This window comes from Bhargavaea sp. GQ12 (assembly GCF_059758705.1).
Map to the genome: position 1 here is coordinate 44141 of NZ_JCAXEU010000007.1, position 17306 is coordinate 61446.

Below are 17306 nucleotides of genomic sequence, written 5' to 3' on the forward strand. Positions count from 1 at the left end.
TCCAGGCTGTTTTTGTATGCGGCGAGATCATGCTGCTCCGGACATCGCCGGCTGCTATCCGGTATAATGGCAGGGAGGTGAAGATGATGTATGTCAATGAAACGTCAGTTAAGGTACGTTATTCGGAAACCGACCAGATGGGTGTCGTATACCATGCCAACTACCTGGTATGGATGGAGATCGGACGCACATCACTGATCGAGGATATCGGCTTCCGCTACGATAAGCTGGAGGAAGAAGGCTTTCTTTCTCCGGTGATCGACCTGAACATCAGCTATAAAAACGCAATGCGCTACGGGGAATCTGCAATCATCCGTACGTGGATCCAGTCGCACGGACGGCTGCGGACGACATACGGCTATGAGATCCTTCACGGGGACGGCACGGTTGCCGCGACCGGACAATCCGTACACACGCTTGTCCATAAGGAAACGTTCCGGCCGGTCGGACTGCGCAAGGCCGATCCGGAATGGGATGCAAAATACCGGGAACTCGCCAGGGAGCTTGTGTGATGGCATTCGGCGTCAAGCGGCAGGAAGTATCCGAGTGGAAAGAAGCCGTCAGCAGGGGAGAAATTGCATTCCTGACGCATTTTTGGCTTGATGACCGTTTTCCGGGCTGCCGGACCGTCACCAAGGCCGGGTGCGCAGATCTGGCGAAGCTGGAAGCCTGGGGCAGGCAGTACGGACTTCATCCGGATTGGATCGACCACAAGGAGCGTTATCCGCACTTTGACCTGTTCGGAGAAAGGGAATATGAAATCCTGAAGAAAGAGGGAAGGGAAGACCTGATTGAACGCTTCAGGCTGACCGGTATACAAAAAGCGTGAATCCGCTGCGGGATTCACGCTTTCTCTTTTTCGTATCCGTATTCAGGTTCGTCCAATGCGGCATCATAACCGACAACGAGGTCATGTCCGTCAAAGTACCATTCATCGTCGGACTCGACAAAATAGGTGATGCCGTCCGACTCCGCTTGCGCGGACGGGTTTTCCGGTTCTTCCACCGACAGCCCGAGTGAAAAGCCCGGCTGAAGGCCCGAGCCGCCGTAGCGGACCGTGAATCGTACTGAAGCGCCAGCTTCCAAGCCCATTTCTTCATAAAACCATTTCTGCGCGTCATCGGAAATTCTGATCTCCATGGAACACACCGCCTTCCGTGGTCTCCCTACAGTATACTAAAGCCACTTCACCTTTGGCTCGGTTCCCGCCTTGATGCGGCCGATGTTCGCCCGGTGGCGGTAAAAGATGAATGCGGACAGGACGATGATGACAATCAGCAGGTACAGATCGCCCGTCCTGACGTAGTTGATGATCGCATAAATCAGCGCAATGACACCCATTGCCATCGAGGTGAGGGAGACGATCTTCGTCAGCTTCAGGATAACGAGGAAAGAAACGATCAGTACGAGGAAAAACGGCCAGCTATAACCGAGAATGACGCCTCCGGACGTCGCAACAGCCTTTCCTCCCCTGAATTTCGCAAACACGGGGAACATATGGCCGACAACTGCCGCGATGCCCAGTGTCAGCGGATGGATACCCGAATCCGCAAATGCCGGTATCAGCAGAAGGAGCACAGCAGCGGTCCCTTTGAAGATGTCCATGAGCGTGACCGCAATGCCGGCCGGCTTTCCCAGCACGCGGAAAGTGTTGGTTGCACCGAGGTTGCCGCTGCCCGATTCACGGATGTCTTTGTTGTAGAAGAGCTTCCCGATCCAAAGCCCCGAAGGCACAGAGCCAAGTAAATATGCGATGAGAAGCACAATTGCCGTATCCATAGCAAACCTCTTTTCGATATAAGGGTTGGTCTTAACAGTCAGTCTCAGTTTACATCATCCAAGACACACGCACAATGCCCTCAATACAGGGTCAAACGACTGGAATCCCCAGCAAACATTGCAACGGCGGGCTTCAGTAGTCTACAATGAAGTGCGGGACTATCGGACCGGCAGTTGGACACAAGCCGGCGAAACAAGTACAATAGGAACATATACGAACAAACGTTTGATGGAGGAATCCTCTTGGCCAAAATTACAAAAACCATGAAATACAACGACGACTCGATCCAGGTGCTTGAGGGACTTGAGGCTGTACGCAAACGGCCCGGCATGTACATCGGCTCGACCGATACACGCGGCCTTCATCACCTTGTGTATGAAATCGTCGACAACTCGGTCGACGAGGCGCTGGCAGGATTCGGAGAAGAGATCAATGTCACCGTCCATAAAGACGGCAGCGTCAGCGTAAGGGACCACGGGCGCGGAATGCCGACGGGCACCCACAGCACCGGTAAACCGACGACGGAAGTTATTCTGACCGTCCTGCATGCCGGCGGGAAATTCGGGCAGGGAGGATACAAGACAAGCGGCGGACTGCACGGCGTCGGCGCATCGGTTGTCAACGCCCTCTCTGAATGGCTCGAGGTGACCGTCTTCAAGGACGGCAAGAAGTTCCGCCAGCGTTTTGAGGGCGGGGGGCATCCCGTCACGACACTGGAAGAGATCGGCAAGACACGCGAGCGCGGGACGCTTCTCCGGTTCAAGCCGGATCCGACCATTTTCTCGACAGTAAAATACAATTATGAAATCCTGAGCGAACGGCTGCGCGAATCGGCCTTCCTGCTAAAAGGAATGAAAATCACCCTGTCTGATGAGGAAAGCGGACGGGCGGATGAGTTTCTTTATGAATCCGGCATCATGGAGTTTGTCGGATATTTAAATGAAGAGAAAGATACGATGCATAAAGTAGCCTATATCGAAGGGGAACAGGACGGGATCGAGCTCGAATTCGCTTTCCAGTTCACCGACGGCTACTCAGAGACGATTCTGTCCTTCGTCAACAACGTCCGGACAAAGGACGGCGGGACGCATGAGACAGGTGTCAAGACTGCGATGACGCGGGTCTTTAACGAATATGCCCGGAAAGCGGGACTGCTGAAAGAAAAGGACAAAAACCTGGACGGCGCGGACATCCGTGAAGGGATTTCTGCGATTATCTCCGTACGGGTACCGGAAGCACTGCTCCAGTTCGAAGGGCAGACCAAAAGCAAGCTCGGCACCAGCCAGGCGCGTGCAGCGGCGGACGCCGTCGTATCGCAGAAACTCATGTACTACCTGGAGGAGCATGCAGAACTTTCTGCGACACTCGTACGCAAGGGGATCCGTGCCCAGCAGGCCCGCGAAGCGGCCCGTAAGGCACGGGAAGACGCACGTTCCGGAAAGAAGCGGAAGCGCTCCGAAATGCTGCTGTCCGGCAAGCTGACCCCGGCGCAGTCGAAAAATGCAGCGAAGAATGAACTGTACCTCGTCGAGGGTGACTCTGCCGGCGGCTCGGCAAAACAGGGACGCGACCGTACTTTCCAGGCGATCCTGCCGCTTCGGGGCAAGGTCATCAACACGGAAAAGGCGAAGCTTGAGGACATCATGAAGAATGAAGAGATCTCGACGATCATCCATACGATCGGAGGGGGCGTCGGCTCCGACTTTAATGTCGATGATATCGCCTATGACAAGATCATCATCATGACCGATGCCGACACCGACGGCGCCCATATCCAGGTGTTGCTTCTGACCTTCTTCTACCGCTACATGAAACCCCTCATCGAGGCTGGAAAAGTCTATCTCGCACTGCCTCCGCTCTTTAAAGTTTCCAAAGGCACCGGCAAAAAAGAGAAGATGGCCTATGCCTGGACAGAGCGCGAACTGGATGCAGCCATCCAGGAAGTCGGAAAAGGCTATATCCTCCAGCGCTATAAAGGTCTCGGCGAGATGAATGCCGACCAGCTCTGGGATACGACAATGAATCCCGAGACCCGTACACTCATTCGCGTTACGATCGAGGACGGGGCAAAATCCGAGCGGCGCGTCACGACGCTCATGGGAGACAAAGTTGAGCCGAGGAGGAAGTGGATCGAGGACAACGTCGACTTCGGCATGGAAGACGGCGCGACGATCCTGGAAAATGAATTCCTGACGGCCGAGACAGCTGAGGAGGAACAGGCATGACGGAAACAGCACGATACCAGGACCTCCCGCTAGAAGAGGTCATCGGCGACCGCTTTGGGCGCTACAGTAAATACATTATTCAGGACCGCGCGCTTCCCGATGCACGGGACGGACTGAAACCGGTCCAGCGGCGCATCCTGTTCGCAATGATGGAAGAAAACAATACACACGACAAGGGCTTCCGGAAATCGGCGAAAACGGTCGGGAACGTCATCGGTAAATATCACCCGCACGGCGACTCTTCCGTATACGAAGCCATGGTCCGGATGAGCCAGGACTGGAAACTCCGGCATCCGCTCATCGAGATGCACGGGAACAACGGCTCGCTCGACGGCGACCCCGCTGCTGCCATGCGTTATACGGAAGCCAGGCTTTCCGCAATCGCTTCAGAAATGCTGCGTGATATCGGCAAGCGCACCGTAGACTTTATCCCGAACTACGATGATAACGAAAATGAGCCGACAGTTCTCCCTGCAATGCTGCCGAATCTGCTCATCAACGGTTCGACGGGCATTTCAGCGGGATACGCGACAGATATCCCGCCTCACGCCCTCCACGAAGTGATCGATGCGGTTCTTATGAGGATCGATAATCCTGCCGTGACGACGGATGAACTGATGACCGTCCTGCAGGGGCCGGATTTTCCGACAGGCGGAATCATCCAGGGTGCGGAAGGCATCAAAAAAGCTTACGAGACGGGCCGCGGAAAGATCATTGTCCGCTCGAAGACCGAAATCGAAAAGATCCGCGGAGGCAAGCAGCAGATCGTCATCACCGAAATCCCGTACGAAGTGAACAAGGCCCATCTCGTCAAGAAGATGGACGAGCTCCGGATCGACCGCAAGCTTGAAGGCATTTCGGAAGTCCGTGACGAATCAGACCGCACCGGCCTCCGGATCGTCGTGGAACTCAAGAAAGACATCGACGGGGAAGCCATACTCCAATACCTCTTCAAGAACACTGACCTTCAGGTAAGCTACAGCTTCAACATGATTGCAATCGATGAACGCCGTCCGAAGCTGATGTCGCTCGGCATGCTGCTTGATGCTTATATCGCTCACCGGAAAGAAGTCGTCACGAAGCGTTCGGAATACGACCTTCTGCGCGCAAAGGACCGTCTGCACATCGTAGAAGGGCTCATGAAGGCCCTCTCCATCCTTGATGAAGTGATCCGGACGATCCGGGCATCCAAGGACAAGCGGGACGCTAAAAACAATCTGATCGAATCGTACAGCTTCACTGAACCGCAGGCTGAAGCGATTGTCTCCCTCCAGCTCTACCGTCTGACAAACACAGATATCACCGAGCTGAAAAAGGAAGAAGGAGAGCTGAAAGCGCTCGTTCAGGAACTCACGGAAATCCTCGGCTCCGAGAAAAAACTGATGCGGGTCATCAAGTCCGAACTCAAAGATATCCGCAAGCGCTTCTCGGAACCCCGACGTTCAGTGATCGAGGCGAAAATCCAGGAAATCAAGGTCGACCTCGATATCCTGATCCCGAGCGAGGACGTCGTCGTCACGGTCACGAAAGACGGCTATGTCAAGCGCACGAGCCAGCGCTCGTACGGGGCATCGGGCGGCCGTGACTTCGAGATGAAGGAGACCGACCGGCTGCTGTACGGCGGCACGCTCAACACCCAGCAGTCACTCCTGCTCTTCACGTCTTCCGGCAATTACATTTCCCAGCCTGTCCATGAGCTTCCGGATATCCGCTGGAAAGACCTCGGCCAGCACATCTCGAGCATTATCCCGCTGAGTCCTGAAGAAGAGATCATTGCCGCAATCGGCATCGAATCATTTGACAGGGAGGACACCGATATCGTCACTGTCACCAAAGGCGGATTCATCAAACGGTCCGCACTTGCCGACTATCAGGTTAAGCGCACTAACCGCTTGTACAAGGCGGTGTCCATCAAAAAAGGGGATGCCCTGCAGTCTGTCCACCTTGCACGGGCCTCGGACGAAGTGCTGCTCTTTACCCATCTGACCTACGGGCTCCGCTTCCCGCTTGAGGAAGTCGCTCCGACAGGTGTCCGTACTGCGGGGGTCAAAGGCATTAACCTGAAAGACGGCGATTATGTCGTATCTTCCATTCTCCGATCGGCGGATGATGAGCGCTCGCTGATTCTTGCAACACATCGGGGTGCCGTCAAACGGATGCCGATCAGTGAATATGAACTCGGTTCACGTGCAAAACGGGGACTCGTGTCATTAAAAGAACTCAAATCCAACCCGCATCGGATTGCAGGTGTCGTCCTCGCCGACAAACAGGACACCGTCATCCTGCGAACGGACAAGGATGCGGAAGTACCCGTATTGCCTCATGCTTACCGGATGGCCGACCGTTATTCAAACGGCAGCTTTGCCGTCGACCAGAAAGAGGACGGTTATGTCACTGCGGTCTATCTGGCCGTCGACATGGAAACTAAAGAAAATGAACAGGCATAAATGAATACTCCCCCTGTCCGCAGGCCACCAAGGCAGCGGGCAGGGGGAGTTTATGTTGAATCATTATGTTGCCGGTTTCATCATTCATAGGGTCGGTTTCTGCATTCGCGCCCGCAATTTCGTCATTCACGGGCTCAATTTCGTCATTCGCCCCAGTCGGGAACTCCAATGACGAGATCATCCGGTGGAATGACGAAATCAGAAGGCCGAATGACGAAACTATTGAAACGAATGACGAAATCGCAGCAGCAATGTTACCAGGCATAAGAAAAAGCGGAGGGCAAGCGCCCTCCGCTTTTAATCTTTTCAGGAATCGCCGATTCCGAGATTATCGTAAGTATAATAGCCGTTTTCCTTATGGATCAGGCGCTCTGCAACATTAAGTGCGCCGGATGCGAAGATGTCCTTGGACTGGGCGTGGTGTGCGATGGTGATTGTCTCATCGTGCCCGGCAAAGAGGACTTCATGGTCTCCCGTAATCGTGCCGCCGCGTACCGCATGGATGCCGATCTCCTCGTCGGTACGCGCGCCTTCCGTCTGGGAACGGTCATGCACGGGATGGACAGATGGCCGGGCAGATGCGATGGCATCATACAGCTTGATGATCGTCCCGCTTGGTGCATCGACCTTTTTGCGGTGATGGCGCTCGGTCATTTCAATATCGAAGGCAGGAAGGAGGGAGGTGGCATAGCGGACAATCTCCGTCAGGATATGCACCCCGTAGCTCATGTTTGCACTGAAGAAAATCGGCTGGCGATCCGCCTTTTCCTTCATCTGTTCAATCAGAACTTCCTTTTCTCCTGTTGTTGCGATCACCAGAGGCAGTCCGGTGTCCGCAGCAAGCAGGGCTTTCGTGAGGACAGGATGCGAAAAGTCGATGACCGCATCGGCTTCCGGAAGGCGTTCATCCGGCCGGTAAACCGGATAGCCGTCAGCCGACTGGCCGCGCAAAAGCAGCACACCCACAATCTCATGTCCCCGTTCCTTGGCAAGGGCGGCGACGCGTTTGTTCGACGCGCCGTACCCGCAAAGCAGCAATTTCATGTCAAACCTCCATCATCATTGATTCAAACTGCCGGATCAGGCGGCTTTGCTCCTCCTCTTCCAGCGGCAGGAGAGGGAGGCGTACTTCATAGTCGCCGAAGCCGAGGTGCGATGTGAGCACCTTGATCGGAATCGGATTCACATCAACCGACAGCGCGCTGATCAGCGGGGTCAGGCGGTAGTGAAGCTCCTGTGCACGCGTCAGATTGGTGAATGTCTGTTCGTACATTTCCTGGAACTGGGCGGGCACCGCGTTTGCCACAACCGAGATGACCCCCTGGCCGCCGAGGGAAGTAAACGGAAGCGCCGTATCGTCGTTTCCGCTGTACAGTGCGAATGACGGATCCGTCACGAGGCGCACCTGGGACATGTAATTAAGGTCACCGGTGGCATCTTTTAAGCCGACAATATAAGGATGACGGCTGAGTTCGAGCACCGTTTCAGAAGTGATCGTCATACCTGTGCGGGAAGGGACATTATAGAGGAGGGCCGGGAGCTCCGCAGCATTCACGATCGCCTCGAAATGGCGGATCAGGCCGCGCTGGCTCGTCTTGTTGTAATAAGGGGTAATCAGCATGAGGCCGTCCGCACCGATCTCCTTCGCTTCGCGGGAAGCACGGATCGACTCGGCGGTGGAGTTCGAACCCGTTCCGGCGATGACCGGAACACGGCCTGCAGCCGTTTCTACTGCAATTTCAAGGAGACGTCTGCTTTCTTCGGCAGTGAGCGTCGAGCCTTCTCCTGTCGTGCCGTTGATGACGAGCGCCTGGATATTGTTCTCGATGAGAAACTCCAGGTGGCGGCGGAAGCTGTTGTAATCGACTTCCTCGTTCGTGAATGGGGTGGTGACTGCTGCGGCTACTCCAGTAAATAGATGTGTCATGTAAAATCCCTCTTTCTATCCATAATGTATTCCGGTCTCCCGGTTTCCGGCACAAACGCCCGGACAATGGATGAAATGTCCCATGCATCGGCATAAATAAAAGCCGGAAACGGTAGGTTTCCGGCTTGTGATAGGCGATGATGCACGACCCTGAGGTCACAAGTGGAAGCACTCCATTATTACGAGAATAATGACAGCCTGCATATTGTTCATATGCAGTCCAACGGGGGACAGTCTGCAAACCAAACCCCGTTTCGGCAAATCTCCCTTTCCGCCCGCTACCGGTCTGCAGCCGTTGCAGCGGGGTACTCATGATCTTTGCTCCTCATCCATTGCTATTAAATTTTGTTATTTCGAATCTTGTGTACTACGTTAACATGAAGAAACAAAGAATGCAACGTGTTTTGTGCAAACTTTCAGCGAAAGAAATCAAAGAACACGACTTATGAGATGGAAAACAGCTGTTAGGACCGTAAAAACAAGTGTCCGGACAGAAACATGGTGGATCGGTATTTAAGATCATGCAGCAAAGAAAAAGGCTGAATCGACTTCAGAATGCGTCTCAAATAGAAATGAGACGGGACTGCAGCAATTAAACGGTATTGAGATGAAGCACCAGATCTGAGTTGTGAGACCAAAAGAACCCGGGTTCATGACACCATGGGGTCTTATAATAGTACATACAACAGCGAAGCCCAGTATCTAAAACCGATTTCAGGCCCGAAAATTCAATTTCGTCTCACTGTCTTAAGTATACTACTTAATGATACGTAACTTCCGAAAATAGAAATTATGTAAACTAAAAATAAGAGAAGCCCTTTACAGCATTCAAGCTGCTCTCCCATCATACATACATTTGTCTTTAAGTCACCAACCTTAAGGCTGACCAGTTTTATAAGTTTGCCGTCTGTTCACGTCTTATGGCTCCTTGAGTTGCCCGTCTGCATAGCTGTCTTGTTGATGATCAGCCGGACTGATGGCTTTGCCGAATTCAGATCTATAAAATAAGTGTCCGCTGTGAATTCAGTACTCCGAGTTCTGACGCACTTGGACTAAGATAAAAATCTTTACGACTGCTGATTTCGGTGGCCCGCCCTATATGATCTATATCTCAAAGCCAGTTTCTCATTTTGTCGTTTTGCTGTGTATCACTCAATATTCAGCCGCTGTTTGTATGATTCATATTTTAGCTGGCTGCACAAAGTTATTTAGAAGTTACTTAGCTGAACACTGCATGCAATCATTATTTGCAACTTGTTTGCAAATCAAAATCAAATACTCACGTTAACGCAACCATTATACTTGCGAATTACAATTATCAGAATATCACTTAGGGTTTTCACGCTCTCAACCCCAATGCTTTCTTTCTGCAATTATTGAATTTGCATATTGCATCTATTAGTCAGGCGGAAATCAGCCGTTGTTTCCGCCAAGAATCCGATGTAATTGCCGCAGGGATCGGACAATGATTTCTTGTTCGAATTCTCCCATTGAGGCAAGGGCCTCTTTCATCTGTTTCAGTATATCCGCATCCACCTGTTGTACCTTCTTGCTGCCTTTATCGGTCAGTGAAAGAATCTGGATCCTTCGATCTCCCGGGTATGGTTTCCGTTTAACATAGCCACCGTTCACAAGTGTCTGGACCTGTCTTGAAAACGTTGTGATGTCCATGCCGAGCCCGCGCGCGGTCTCCTGCATGGACGGTTCATTTCTTGACTGGATTTCATGCATGATGGTGCTTTGCTGCACAGAAATTTCCGTGCAGGCCTCTTTGTGGATCTTATTGAGCTCCCCGTTCAGCGAATGGAATGTCGCAAGCAGTTGTTCCATGCCTGATCCCCCCTCCCCTTTGAATTGATTGTACATTCAAAAAACGGAACGCGCATCCGATTGGGTGCGCGTTCCGCGAAAGATTCAGGCGTAATGGAATTCATCTTCATCATAGGCATCGACGCCGTTTTCAATATGGACAGTCGTCTTCAGCAGCAGCTTTTCGTTGTCCTTATTGATCAGCCAGCGGTCATCCGGGACGATTTCGAACGGAATCATCCGGGTTTCCTTCGACTTCGAGTCTCCGATCAGTTCGATTGAGTGCTTGGTAAGAGTCTTGTCCACGTCTTCAAAGTCGCTCATCGCATCTTCCCGGTGGATCCTCACAAACACTTCAAGCGTGATATAGTCAATGATCTGATCGGCATCGCCGCCGTCAATATAAACCGTACCGTTCAGTACTTCGCCTTCTTCCAGCGTCTGATTGTCCACGACCGTGTCGACTTCCAGGCCTCCGATGCCAATTTTGGATAGGAATGATTTCAGCATGTTACTCTCTCCCCGTTTTTTCGATAATCCTTCTGCTGTCCGTCTGGTATTTCATATTAGGATTGTTTTCATGTTCATCGTAGCGCTTCTTGAACAGTTTGAACAGATGGGACACGATCACCTTTAGTAGTGCATAACCCGGTATTCCCAGAATCACTCCTGGTACTCCGAACAGAGAACCGGCGGTAAGCAAAACGAAAATAATGGTAATCGGATGAATATGGAGTGTTTTACCCATAACTTGAGGAGAGATAAACTTTCCCTCCACGAGCTGAACGATCGTCCAGACTGCAGCAAGCTTCAGAATCATGAATGGCGAAGTGACGAGTGCGATGATCAGGGCCGGGGTGATGGCAATCACAGGGCCGAGATAAGGGACAACGCTCGTTACAGCAGCCAGCGCACCAAGTGCAAGCGCATAATCCATGCCGATGATCACGAACCCGATATAAATCAGAAGGCCGATGCAGAATGAGACAATCAGCTGTCCTTGAATATAGTTGCTGAGCTGCTGATCCGCCTCACCAAAGATTTCTCCGGCATCATCACGCATGCGGGGTGGCATCAGTTTCATGATATAGTCCGGCAGCCGGTCCCCATCTTTCAGCAAGTAGAAAAGGATAAACGGCACCGTAACGATTGAGATGACGATTCCGGTCAGCGTAGAGATAAAGTTCGTGACGCCCGAAGCGATGCCGCCGGCGGTGTCACGGAAGAATCCGGAGATGTCTTCAAACACCGAATCGATCAGCAAATCCAGGTTGACGTCCAGCTCATTATAATAACTGGAAAACAGTGATGTGCTCAGATAAGCATCGATATTCAGGATCAGCTGCCTAAAGTAATCCGGGAATTCACGGACCAGGTTGATGACCTGAGTCTTCAGGAACGGATAGATCAGAAAGATGGCAAGCGAGATCAGTCCGATACCGCCTACATAAATAATAAGAATCCCCCACACCCGGGGGATTTTCGCCTTTTCAAGCAGCCGGAGCACCGGCCGGAGAAGGTAAAACAGTACGGACGCAAGCAAGACAGGCAAGACAACGTTCTGAACAAGTACCTTTAATGGCGTGAATACGAATTGAATCTGGTTAAAGACCAGAACGATCAGTCCGGCCAGCAGGATGATTCCGAGGACGAATAGCGTCGTGCGCCCGCCCAAAAAGCGGATCACCCGGCTTCGGCCGAGATTCCCCTTTTCTCCTTCCATCTGCTTCCCCCTCATTCTCTCTTTTATGGTGTAAGCCGGGCGGAGGCGCCTTTCATAGCTCCTGGAGTTCCGAGAAACTCACTGATCGCCTCCCTGTTCGCGGACAGGTCCAATTCAATGACTGAACCTGCATGAGAATAGCTGCCAAATCGGTAGGTCCCTTCCACCGGGACAGTCATCCTGTCGAGCTCCATTTTTCCGGTGACTGCCGCTTTCAGCACTTTGCGGAGCCCGTCCACCCCACCGACATCCGTCTCGACATAGCCGGTCGCGGCTCCTGCGAGTTTTGGAAGCCGCGGAAGCGTACCCGGTGCCAACACCTCGTCTTTTAGTGCCGAGATCACTTTCTGCTGGCGTTCCACCCTTCCGAAGTCCCCTTCGCTGTCCGCCCGGAACCGTGCATAACCCAGGAGTTCCTTGCCGTTCAGGTCATGGGTTCCCTGTGTGAGCGACACGCCGATTTTCTCGGACATCGGCTTCTCCACATCGATGGTCACACCTTCCGGGGCAGCGATATCGATCAGTTTCTCAAAATTATCGAAATCCGTCACCGCATAGTGGTGGATCGGAATGCCGAACATTCCCGAGATCGTGTCCTTGGCCAGCTGAACACCCCCAAGGTAATAGGCGGTATTGAGCTTATAGGACTGATAGCCCGGAATGTCCGCATAAATGTCTCTCATGAACGAGACCAGCTTCACACGGTTGTTTTCCTTATCGAGAGATGCCACGATCATCGTATCGGAGCGGGATTGGCCCGATCCGTCATTATCGATCCCGAGAAGCAGGAAGTTCTCGATGTACGGGTATTGCGGGTCGATCGGATCGCCGCTGAACGGCCCGGAATCGGGCTTTTCACCTGATGCGAGATCACGGCCCTGGTTATATTGCCAAACGGAGTACAGTCCTGCGGCGATCACGCCGACCGTCAGCAGCGCGAACAGCGTCCTGAACGGACGAAGCCTGCGCCGCCGCTTTCTGCTCCTCCTCGGATGCGGTGTATCCATCATGATTCCTCCAAACTTCTTGATTCGTGTATAGGACGCCATTTCCCTTCCGGTGGTTGCATCTTGCCGCCCCGTAACCCGGGTGCTACAATACAAACCGAGTCAATTACAGGAAGAGAAGGTGCAGAAATGGCGGGACAAAATACCAACGAAAAAGCCATCTTCGCCGGCGGATGCTTCTGGTGTATGGTGAAGCCGTTCAAGGAATGGGATGGTGTCTCGGACCTGATTTCCGGCTATACCGGAGGAACACTGGAAAATCCGACCTATGAAGACGTTAAACGCGGTGATACGGGTCACTACGAAGCAGTCGAGATCGAATTTGATCCGGAAGTATTCCCTTACGCGGAACTGCTGGATATCTATTGGCAGCAGATCGACCCCACAGATGACGGCGGCCAGTTCCACGACCGAGGCGACTCTTATAGGACAGCAATATTCTATACAACGGAAGAGCAGCGCGAAACAGCGCTCCGATCTCGTGATGCCCTTGAAAAAAGCGGCCGGTTCGACAAGCCGATTGTCACTGAAATTCTTCCTGCCTCGACTTTCTACCCGGCCGAGGACTATCACCAGGACTATTATCTCAAAGAACGGGAGCATTATGAACAGGATCGCGCCAAATCCGGCAGGGACAAATTCATCAGTGCCCATTGGGAGCAGTAAGCATCCGCCAAAGCGGGTGCTTATTTTTTATGCAATTACCCCTTCCCCACAATTATATCCTCATTCCTGCTCCTTCTACCGTTCAAAAGCAACCGAACTTGCGTTCCTTTATAGGAGCGGTTAATATTGGGAATAGGTGATGGATATGAAAATTGTACAGTGGGCATATGCCAGAAAATATCAGATCAAGGCTGTTTTCGATGACTTTCCGGAGACTGTATTTTTGTTCAGGCGCATCGGTGAGTACTATTTCCTCTTTTCCTGCACTGGCGGAGAATTCACCCGATTGCCGGAGCGGGAAGATTATGGCCGGATGGAAGAGCTCGTCAACGGGGAACTCGGAACCCTGGAGCATTATCTGAACAGGCGGAGCAACAGACAGGGCGTCTCCTAGCCCACAGGTTCTTCTTCGTGCGCCCGGCTACAGTTCGGCCCTGCTTTATGTTATAATCGGAGCATTGTGTACAAGGAGGAGAATGCATGATCCAAGTCAGCAACGTCAGTCTTCGCTTCGGCGACCGCAAGCTGTTCGAAGACGTCAATATAAAATTCAACCCGGGGAATTGCTACGGGCTGATCGGTGCGAACGGCGCCGGCAAATCCACGTTCCTCAAAATCCTCTCCGGCGAATTGGAGCCGCAGACGGGCAATGTATCGATGGGATCTGACGAGCGTCTCGCCGTCCTGAAGCAGGATCACTTCGAATACGAAGAAAACGAAGTGCTTGAAACGGTCATCATGGGCCACAAGCGCCTGTTTGACGTCATGACGGAGAAAAACGCCATCTATATGAAGGAAGACTTTTCCGATGAAGACGGCATGCGGGCGGCAGAGCTCGAAGGTGAATTTGCCGAACTCAACGGCTGGGAAGCGGAAACTGATGCATCGATCCTCCTTCAGGGACTTGGAGTCCCGGAATCGATGCACAACGTCAAGATGAAGGAACTTAGCGGTTCCGACAAGGTAAAGGTCCTCCTCGCACAGGCTCTCTTCGGTAAGCCCGACGTCCTGCTGCTTGACGAGCCGACCAACCACCTTGACTTGAAAGCAATCCAGTGGCTGGAAGAGTTCCTCATCAACTTCGAGAACACAGTCATCGTCGTTTCCCACGACCGGCATTTCCTGAACAAAGTATGTACCCATATTGCGGACCTGGACTTCAGCAAGATCCAGGTGTATGTGGGCAACTACGACTTCTGGTACGAGTCCAGCCAGCTGGCGGCCAGAATGGCGAATGAGCAAAACAAGAAAAAGGAAGAAAAGGTCAAGGAACTCCAGGCATTCATCGCACGCTTTAGCGCGAACGCCTCGAAATCCAAACAGGCCACTTCCCGGAAGAAGATGCTCGATAAGATCGAGCTCGACGACATCAAACCTTCCTCGCGCCGCTACCCGTATGTAAACTTCCAGATTGCCCGCGAAATCGGCAATGACGTTCTGCAGGTGAAGGATCTCACGATCACGGAAGAAAATCTTACTTACGTGAAGGACATCAACTTCACGATGAACAAGGAAGACAAGATCATCCTTCTCGGGAATCCCCTTGCCAAGTCGGCACTGCTTGACGTGCTTGCCGGCGAACGGGAGCCCGATGCAGGCTCATACAAATGGGGCGTTACGACTTCTCAGGCCTACTTCCCGCTGGACAACAGCGAGTTCTTCGAAGGCACGAACCAGCCGACACTTGTCGACTGGCTCCGCCAGTACTCTCCTGAGGACCAGACGGAGACGTTCCTCCGCGGTTTCCTTGGACGGATGCTGTTCTCGGGCGAAGAAGTGAAGAAAAAGCCTTCCGTCCTCTCCGGAGGAGAAAAAGTCCGCTGCATGCTCTCGAAGATGATGCTGACGAACGCAAACGTGCTTCTTCTCGATGAGCCGACCAACCACCTCGACCTCGAGTCGATCCAGGCGCTCAATAACGGACTGATTGCCTTCAAGGGCGCGATGATCTTCACATCCCATGACCATCAGTTTATCCAGACAATCGCAAACCGCGTCATCGAAATCAAGGATGACGGGACGATTCTCGATAAGCAGCTCAGCTATGATGAATACCTGGAATGGCGTGACGCAAAAGGCGTCGCAAACTGATTCCAAAAAAGGAGACGGCCGCTGCCGTCTCCTTTTTGATATGCCGGGATTTAGCGTTTCCGGATGAACCTGCGCGCAAGAGTGCCTGCCGGCAGTTTTCTGACGACCTTCCCGCCTTTCGCGCTGATCCGTTCAAGCGTGCGGAGAAGCCTCACATTGCCCGTCCAGTGCTCTTCCAGGACATCTTCTCCCGCCGCGCTGACAAGCGTATTGACAATGAATGCAGCAACCGCCACGTCATCAAGGAACCCTCCCGGCCCAAGGATGCCTTCGGGCAGAAAATCGACCGGCGAGATAAAGTACAGAATCCCGCTTGCGACGAGCAACTTGCTTTTCCCGTCAATCCGGCTGTCGGTCAGTGATTTCATGAGCAGGTGGAACAGATCAGGTGCAAATAAGATGAGGTCCGCGAACCGCCCGCGCTTTCCGGGCTTGTCGCCGAACCATGAGGCCACCCTGCCCCTCAGCCGTTCATAAAAGTCCTGTTGCTCTTGCCCGGAAGGCAGTGGGCGTTTTAATTCTGAATCCATTCGATCACTTCCCTTCCCCGTCCTATACCAAGTTTCGGCAAGATTGAAACGTATGACCACGGAAAACGACTATATGTACTAATAAACAGAAAGGAGCGGCTTAAATGCTGACACGGATTGCAGTCCTTGCCATTCCGCTTTGTCTGGCCTTCCTTCTCGCATCCTGCAGCACCCCTGAAAACCCGGAAAAAGAGAACCGGACAGCCGAAAAGCCCGCGGAACAAGCAGGAAATGCCGTTGAAAGCGATTCTCCAAAAGAACAGCAGTCTGAAAAAGTACCGGACCATGAATACGAAACAGCCGCAGCGGAAGCCTTTTTTCCTGCCGAAGGAACAATTCTCCGCTACAAAGGCGAAGGCAATGAATACGCACAGCTGAAAATCACAGTCCTCCGATCAGATAGTGAATATGCCATCCTTGAAGAGGACAATGGCGGGGTCACGCTACATCGCATCTACAGGATTGGAAAAGACAGTATCGAAATGCTTTCGAGCGAGCCTGCCGGCGAACGGGATGAGTTGCCTGATGATGATCTGCTGGACGGGATGGCGTCGCAGCAGACATACTTCCTCTTCCCGGCGGAAACAGGAACCAAAATCGGCAATTATACTGTAGAAGCAATCGACGTAACTGCCGACACCCCGTTCCGTACATTTTCCGGAGCCGTCATGGCCGCCGAGAAAACACCGGACTACACGAACCGGATCTGGTTTGTACCGGCATTCGGAGAAGTGAAGAGGCAATCCATTATGACAACGGATAAAGGAGAGGCATTCACAGTCAGTTCATCGCTTGAATCGGTGGAACACCCATGATTTACTGCATGAAAAAGAGGCTTCCGGATTTCCGGAAGCCTCCCATATGAATCCGCCGATCAGAGCTTGACGACGTTTTCAGCTTGTGGTCCGCGGTTGCCTTCGACAACTTCGAACTCAACCTGCTGGCCTTCATCAAGCGTCTTGAAGCCTTCGCCCTGGATCGCGGAGAAGTGTACGAATACATCGTCTTCGCCTTCAACTTCGATGAAGCCGAACCCCTTTTCTGCATTGAACCATTTCACTGTACCTTGTTTCATGGATAATACCCCCAACTAAAAATGAT

General features: G+C 52.6%; 18 protein-coding genes and 1 riboswitch. Of the genes, 8 read left to right on the forward strand and 10 right to left on the reverse strand.

The window, feature by feature from the left end:
- Positions 1–86 precede the first annotated feature (86 nt).
- Together AC6CHQ_RS08395 and AC6CHQ_RS08400 are read left to right on the forward strand one after the other, a co-directional pair.
- Positions 87–512, forward strand: a complete 426-nt coding sequence (locus tag AC6CHQ_RS08395; RefSeq protein WP_092051046.1) for an acyl-CoA thioesterase — start codon at positions 87–89, stop codon at positions 510–512.
- The gene (locus AC6CHQ_RS08400; protein ID WP_092051044.1) at positions 512–829 is read left to right on the forward strand and encodes a hypothetical protein; all 318 of its coding nucleotides are present in this window, start codon (positions 512–514) and stop codon (positions 827–829) included. The genes AC6CHQ_RS08395 and AC6CHQ_RS08400 overlap by 1 nt, the downstream gene beginning before the upstream one ends.
- Before the next feature lie 14 nt (positions 830–843).
- On the opposite strand, the gene AC6CHQ_RS08405 is transcribed toward AC6CHQ_RS08400, so the two are convergent.
- Together AC6CHQ_RS08405 and plsY are read right to left on the reverse strand one after the other, a co-directional pair.
- Positions 844–1140: a HesB/YadR/YfhF family protein gene (locus tag AC6CHQ_RS08405; RefSeq protein ID WP_092051042.1), complete on the reverse strand. Its 297-nt coding sequence runs from the start codon at positions 1138–1140 to the stop codon at positions 844–846.
- Positions 1141–1176: 36 nt separating this feature from the next.
- A complete protein-coding gene (gene plsY / locus AC6CHQ_RS08410) occupies positions 1177–1779 on the reverse strand; it encodes a glycerol-3-phosphate 1-O-acyltransferase PlsY (RefSeq protein WP_092051040.1) in 603 nt (200 codons plus the stop codon).
- A 264-nt stretch (positions 1780–2043) separates the two neighbouring features.
- Here plsY and parE point away from each other — a divergent pair, with 264 nt between their 5' ends.
- Both parE and parC read left to right on the forward strand, forming a co-directional pair.
- Positions 2044–4005, forward strand: coding sequence for a DNA topoisomerase IV subunit B (gene parE / locus AC6CHQ_RS08415; RefSeq protein WP_251240239.1), 1962 nt, complete (start codon positions 2044–2046; stop codon positions 4003–4005).
- Complete coding sequence (parC, locus tag AC6CHQ_RS08420) at positions 4002–6452, forward strand: DNA topoisomerase IV subunit A (protein WP_498081323.1); 2451 nt, start codon at positions 4002–4004, stop codon at positions 6450–6452. The genes parE and parC overlap by 4 nt, the downstream gene beginning before the upstream one ends.
- Positions 6453–6758: 306 nt before the next feature.
- Here parC and dapB read toward each other — a convergent pair whose 3' ends face one another.
- The 6 genes from dapB to AC6CHQ_RS08450 form a co-directional block, all read right to left on the reverse strand.
- Positions 6759–7496, reverse strand: coding sequence for a 4-hydroxy-tetrahydrodipicolinate reductase (dapB, locus tag AC6CHQ_RS08425; RefSeq protein ID WP_498081324.1), 738 nt, complete (start codon positions 7494–7496; stop codon positions 6759–6761).
- A 1-nt stretch (position 7497) separates the two neighbouring features.
- Positions 7498–8379: a 4-hydroxy-tetrahydrodipicolinate synthase gene (gene dapA / locus AC6CHQ_RS08430; RefSeq protein WP_092051032.1), complete on the reverse strand. Its 882-nt coding sequence runs from the start codon at positions 8377–8379 to the stop codon at positions 7498–7500.
- A 158-nt stretch (positions 8380–8537) separates the two neighbouring features.
- Positions 8538–8716, reverse strand: a riboswitch (Lysine riboswitch).
- Between the two features lie 1076 nt (positions 8717–9792).
- Positions 9793–10209 carry a MarR family winged helix-turn-helix transcriptional regulator gene (locus tag AC6CHQ_RS08435; protein ID WP_251240203.1) on the reverse strand — a complete coding sequence of 139 codons (417 nt, stop codon included), beginning with the start codon at positions 10207–10209 and terminating at the stop codon, positions 9793–9795.
- Positions 10210–10293: 84 nt separating this feature from the next.
- A complete protein-coding gene (locus AC6CHQ_RS08440; protein WP_251240204.1) occupies positions 10294–10698 on the reverse strand; it encodes a sporulation protein in 405 nt (134 codons plus the stop codon).
- A gap of 1 nt (position 10699) precedes the next feature.
- The gene (locus tag AC6CHQ_RS08445; protein ID WP_498081325.1) at positions 10700–11911 is read right to left on the reverse strand and encodes an AI-2E family transporter; all 1212 of its coding nucleotides are present in this window, start codon (positions 11909–11911) and stop codon (positions 10700–10702) included.
- Positions 11912–11934: 23 nt separating this feature from the next.
- Positions 11935–12921 carry an LCP family protein gene (locus AC6CHQ_RS08450; RefSeq protein ID WP_251240206.1) on the reverse strand — a complete coding sequence of 329 codons (987 nt, stop codon included), beginning with the start codon at positions 12919–12921 and terminating at the stop codon, positions 11935–11937.
- A gap of 126 nt (positions 12922–13047) precedes the next feature.
- On the opposite strand from AC6CHQ_RS08450, the gene msrA reads away from it, so the two are divergent.
- The 3 genes from msrA (at position 13048) to AC6CHQ_RS08465 (ending at position 15675) form a co-directional block, all read left to right on the forward strand.
- Entirely contained in the window at positions 13048–13584 is a 537-nt protein-coding gene (gene msrA, locus AC6CHQ_RS08455) for a peptide-methionine (S)-S-oxide reductase MsrA (RefSeq protein ID WP_251240207.1), read from the forward strand.
- Positions 13585–13729: 145 nt separating this feature from the next.
- A complete protein-coding gene (locus tag AC6CHQ_RS08460) occupies positions 13730–13978 on the forward strand; it encodes a protein YuzH (RefSeq protein ID WP_251240208.1) in 249 nt (82 codons plus the stop codon).
- A gap of 86 nt (positions 13979–14064) precedes the next feature.
- The gene (locus tag AC6CHQ_RS08465; protein ID WP_092051020.1) at positions 14065–15675 is read left to right on the forward strand and encodes an ABC-F family ATP-binding cassette domain-containing protein; all 1611 of its coding nucleotides are present in this window, start codon (positions 14065–14067) and stop codon (positions 15673–15675) included.
- A gap of 50 nt (positions 15676–15725) precedes the next feature.
- Here the strand turns inward: AC6CHQ_RS08465 and AC6CHQ_RS08470 are convergent, their stop codons facing one another.
- Positions 15726–16205, reverse strand: a complete 480-nt coding sequence (locus AC6CHQ_RS08470) for a YkvA family protein (RefSeq protein ID WP_251240209.1) — start codon at positions 16203–16205, stop codon at positions 15726–15728.
- Positions 16206–16309: 104 nt separating this feature from the next.
- Here AC6CHQ_RS08470 and AC6CHQ_RS08475 point away from each other — a divergent pair, with 104 nt between their 5' ends.
- Positions 16310–17020: a hypothetical protein gene (locus AC6CHQ_RS08475; protein ID WP_251240210.1), complete on the forward strand. Its 711-nt coding sequence runs from the start codon at positions 16310–16312 to the stop codon at positions 17018–17020.
- Between the two features lie 59 nt (positions 17021–17079).
- Here AC6CHQ_RS08475 and AC6CHQ_RS08480 read toward each other — a convergent pair whose 3' ends face one another.
- Positions 17080–17280 (reverse strand): cold-shock protein, encoded by a 201-nt coding sequence (locus AC6CHQ_RS08480; protein ID WP_251240211.1) that lies wholly within the window; start codon positions 17278–17280, stop codon positions 17080–17082.
- Positions 17281–17306: the final 26 nt, after the last annotated feature.

Excerpts from the sequence above, each read along its gene's own strand:
- AC6CHQ_RS08395 (WP_092051046.1), top strand. The coding sequence starts at position 87 with ATGTATGTCAATGAAACGTCAGTTAAGGTACGTTATTCGGAAACCGAC.
- AC6CHQ_RS08400 (WP_092051044.1), top strand. The coding sequence starts at position 512 with ATGGCATTCGGCGTCAAGCGGCAGGAAGTATCCGAGTGGAAAGAAGCC.
- AC6CHQ_RS08405 (WP_092051042.1), bottom strand. The coding sequence starts at position 1,140 with ATGGAGATCAGAATTTCCGATGACGCGCAGAAATGGTTTTATGAAGAA.
- plsY (WP_092051040.1), bottom strand. The coding sequence starts at position 1,779 with ATGGATACGGCAATTGTGCTTCTCATCGCATATTTACTTGGCTCTGTG.
- parE (WP_251240239.1), top strand. The coding sequence starts at position 2,044 with ATGAAATACAACGACGACTCGATCCAGGTGCTTGAGGGACTTGAGGCT.
- parC (WP_498081323.1), top strand. The coding sequence starts at position 4,002 with ATGACGGAAACAGCACGATACCAGGACCTCCCGCTAGAAGAGGTCATC.
- dapB (WP_498081324.1), bottom strand. The coding sequence starts at position 7,496 with ATGAAATTGCTGCTTTGCGGGTACGGCGCGTCGAACAAACGCGTCGCC.
- dapA (WP_092051032.1), bottom strand. The coding sequence starts at position 8,379 with ATGACACATCTATTTACTGGAGTAGCCGCAGCAGTCACCACCCCATTC.
- AC6CHQ_RS08435 (WP_251240203.1), bottom strand. The coding sequence starts at position 10,209 with ATGGAACAACTGCTTGCGACATTCCATTCGCTGAACGGGGAGCTCAAT.
- AC6CHQ_RS08440 (WP_251240204.1), bottom strand. The coding sequence starts at position 10,698 with ATGCTGAAATCATTCCTATCCAAAATTGGCATCGGAGGCCTGGAAGTC.
- AC6CHQ_RS08445 (WP_498081325.1), bottom strand. The coding sequence starts at position 11,911 with ATGGAAGGAGAAAAGGGGAATCTCGGCCGAAGCCGGGTGATCCGCTTT.
- AC6CHQ_RS08450 (WP_251240206.1), bottom strand. The coding sequence starts at position 12,921 with ATGATGGATACACCGCATCCGAGGAGGAGCAGAAAGCGGCGGCGCAGG.
- msrA (WP_251240207.1), top strand. The coding sequence starts at position 13,048 with ATGGCGGGACAAAATACCAACGAAAAAGCCATCTTCGCCGGCGGATGC.
- AC6CHQ_RS08460 (WP_251240208.1), top strand. The coding sequence starts at position 13,730 with ATGAAAATTGTACAGTGGGCATATGCCAGAAAATATCAGATCAAGGCT.
- AC6CHQ_RS08465 (WP_092051020.1), top strand. The coding sequence starts at position 14,065 with ATGATCCAAGTCAGCAACGTCAGTCTTCGCTTCGGCGACCGCAAGCTG.
- AC6CHQ_RS08470 (WP_251240209.1), bottom strand. The coding sequence starts at position 16,205 with ATGGATTCAGAATTAAAACGCCCACTGCCTTCCGGGCAAGAGCAACAG.
- AC6CHQ_RS08475 (WP_251240210.1), top strand. The coding sequence starts at position 16,310 with ATGCTGACACGGATTGCAGTCCTTGCCATTCCGCTTTGTCTGGCCTTC.
- AC6CHQ_RS08480 (WP_251240211.1), bottom strand. The coding sequence starts at position 17,280 with ATGAAACAAGGTACAGTGAAATGGTTCAATGCAGAAAAGGGGTTCGGC.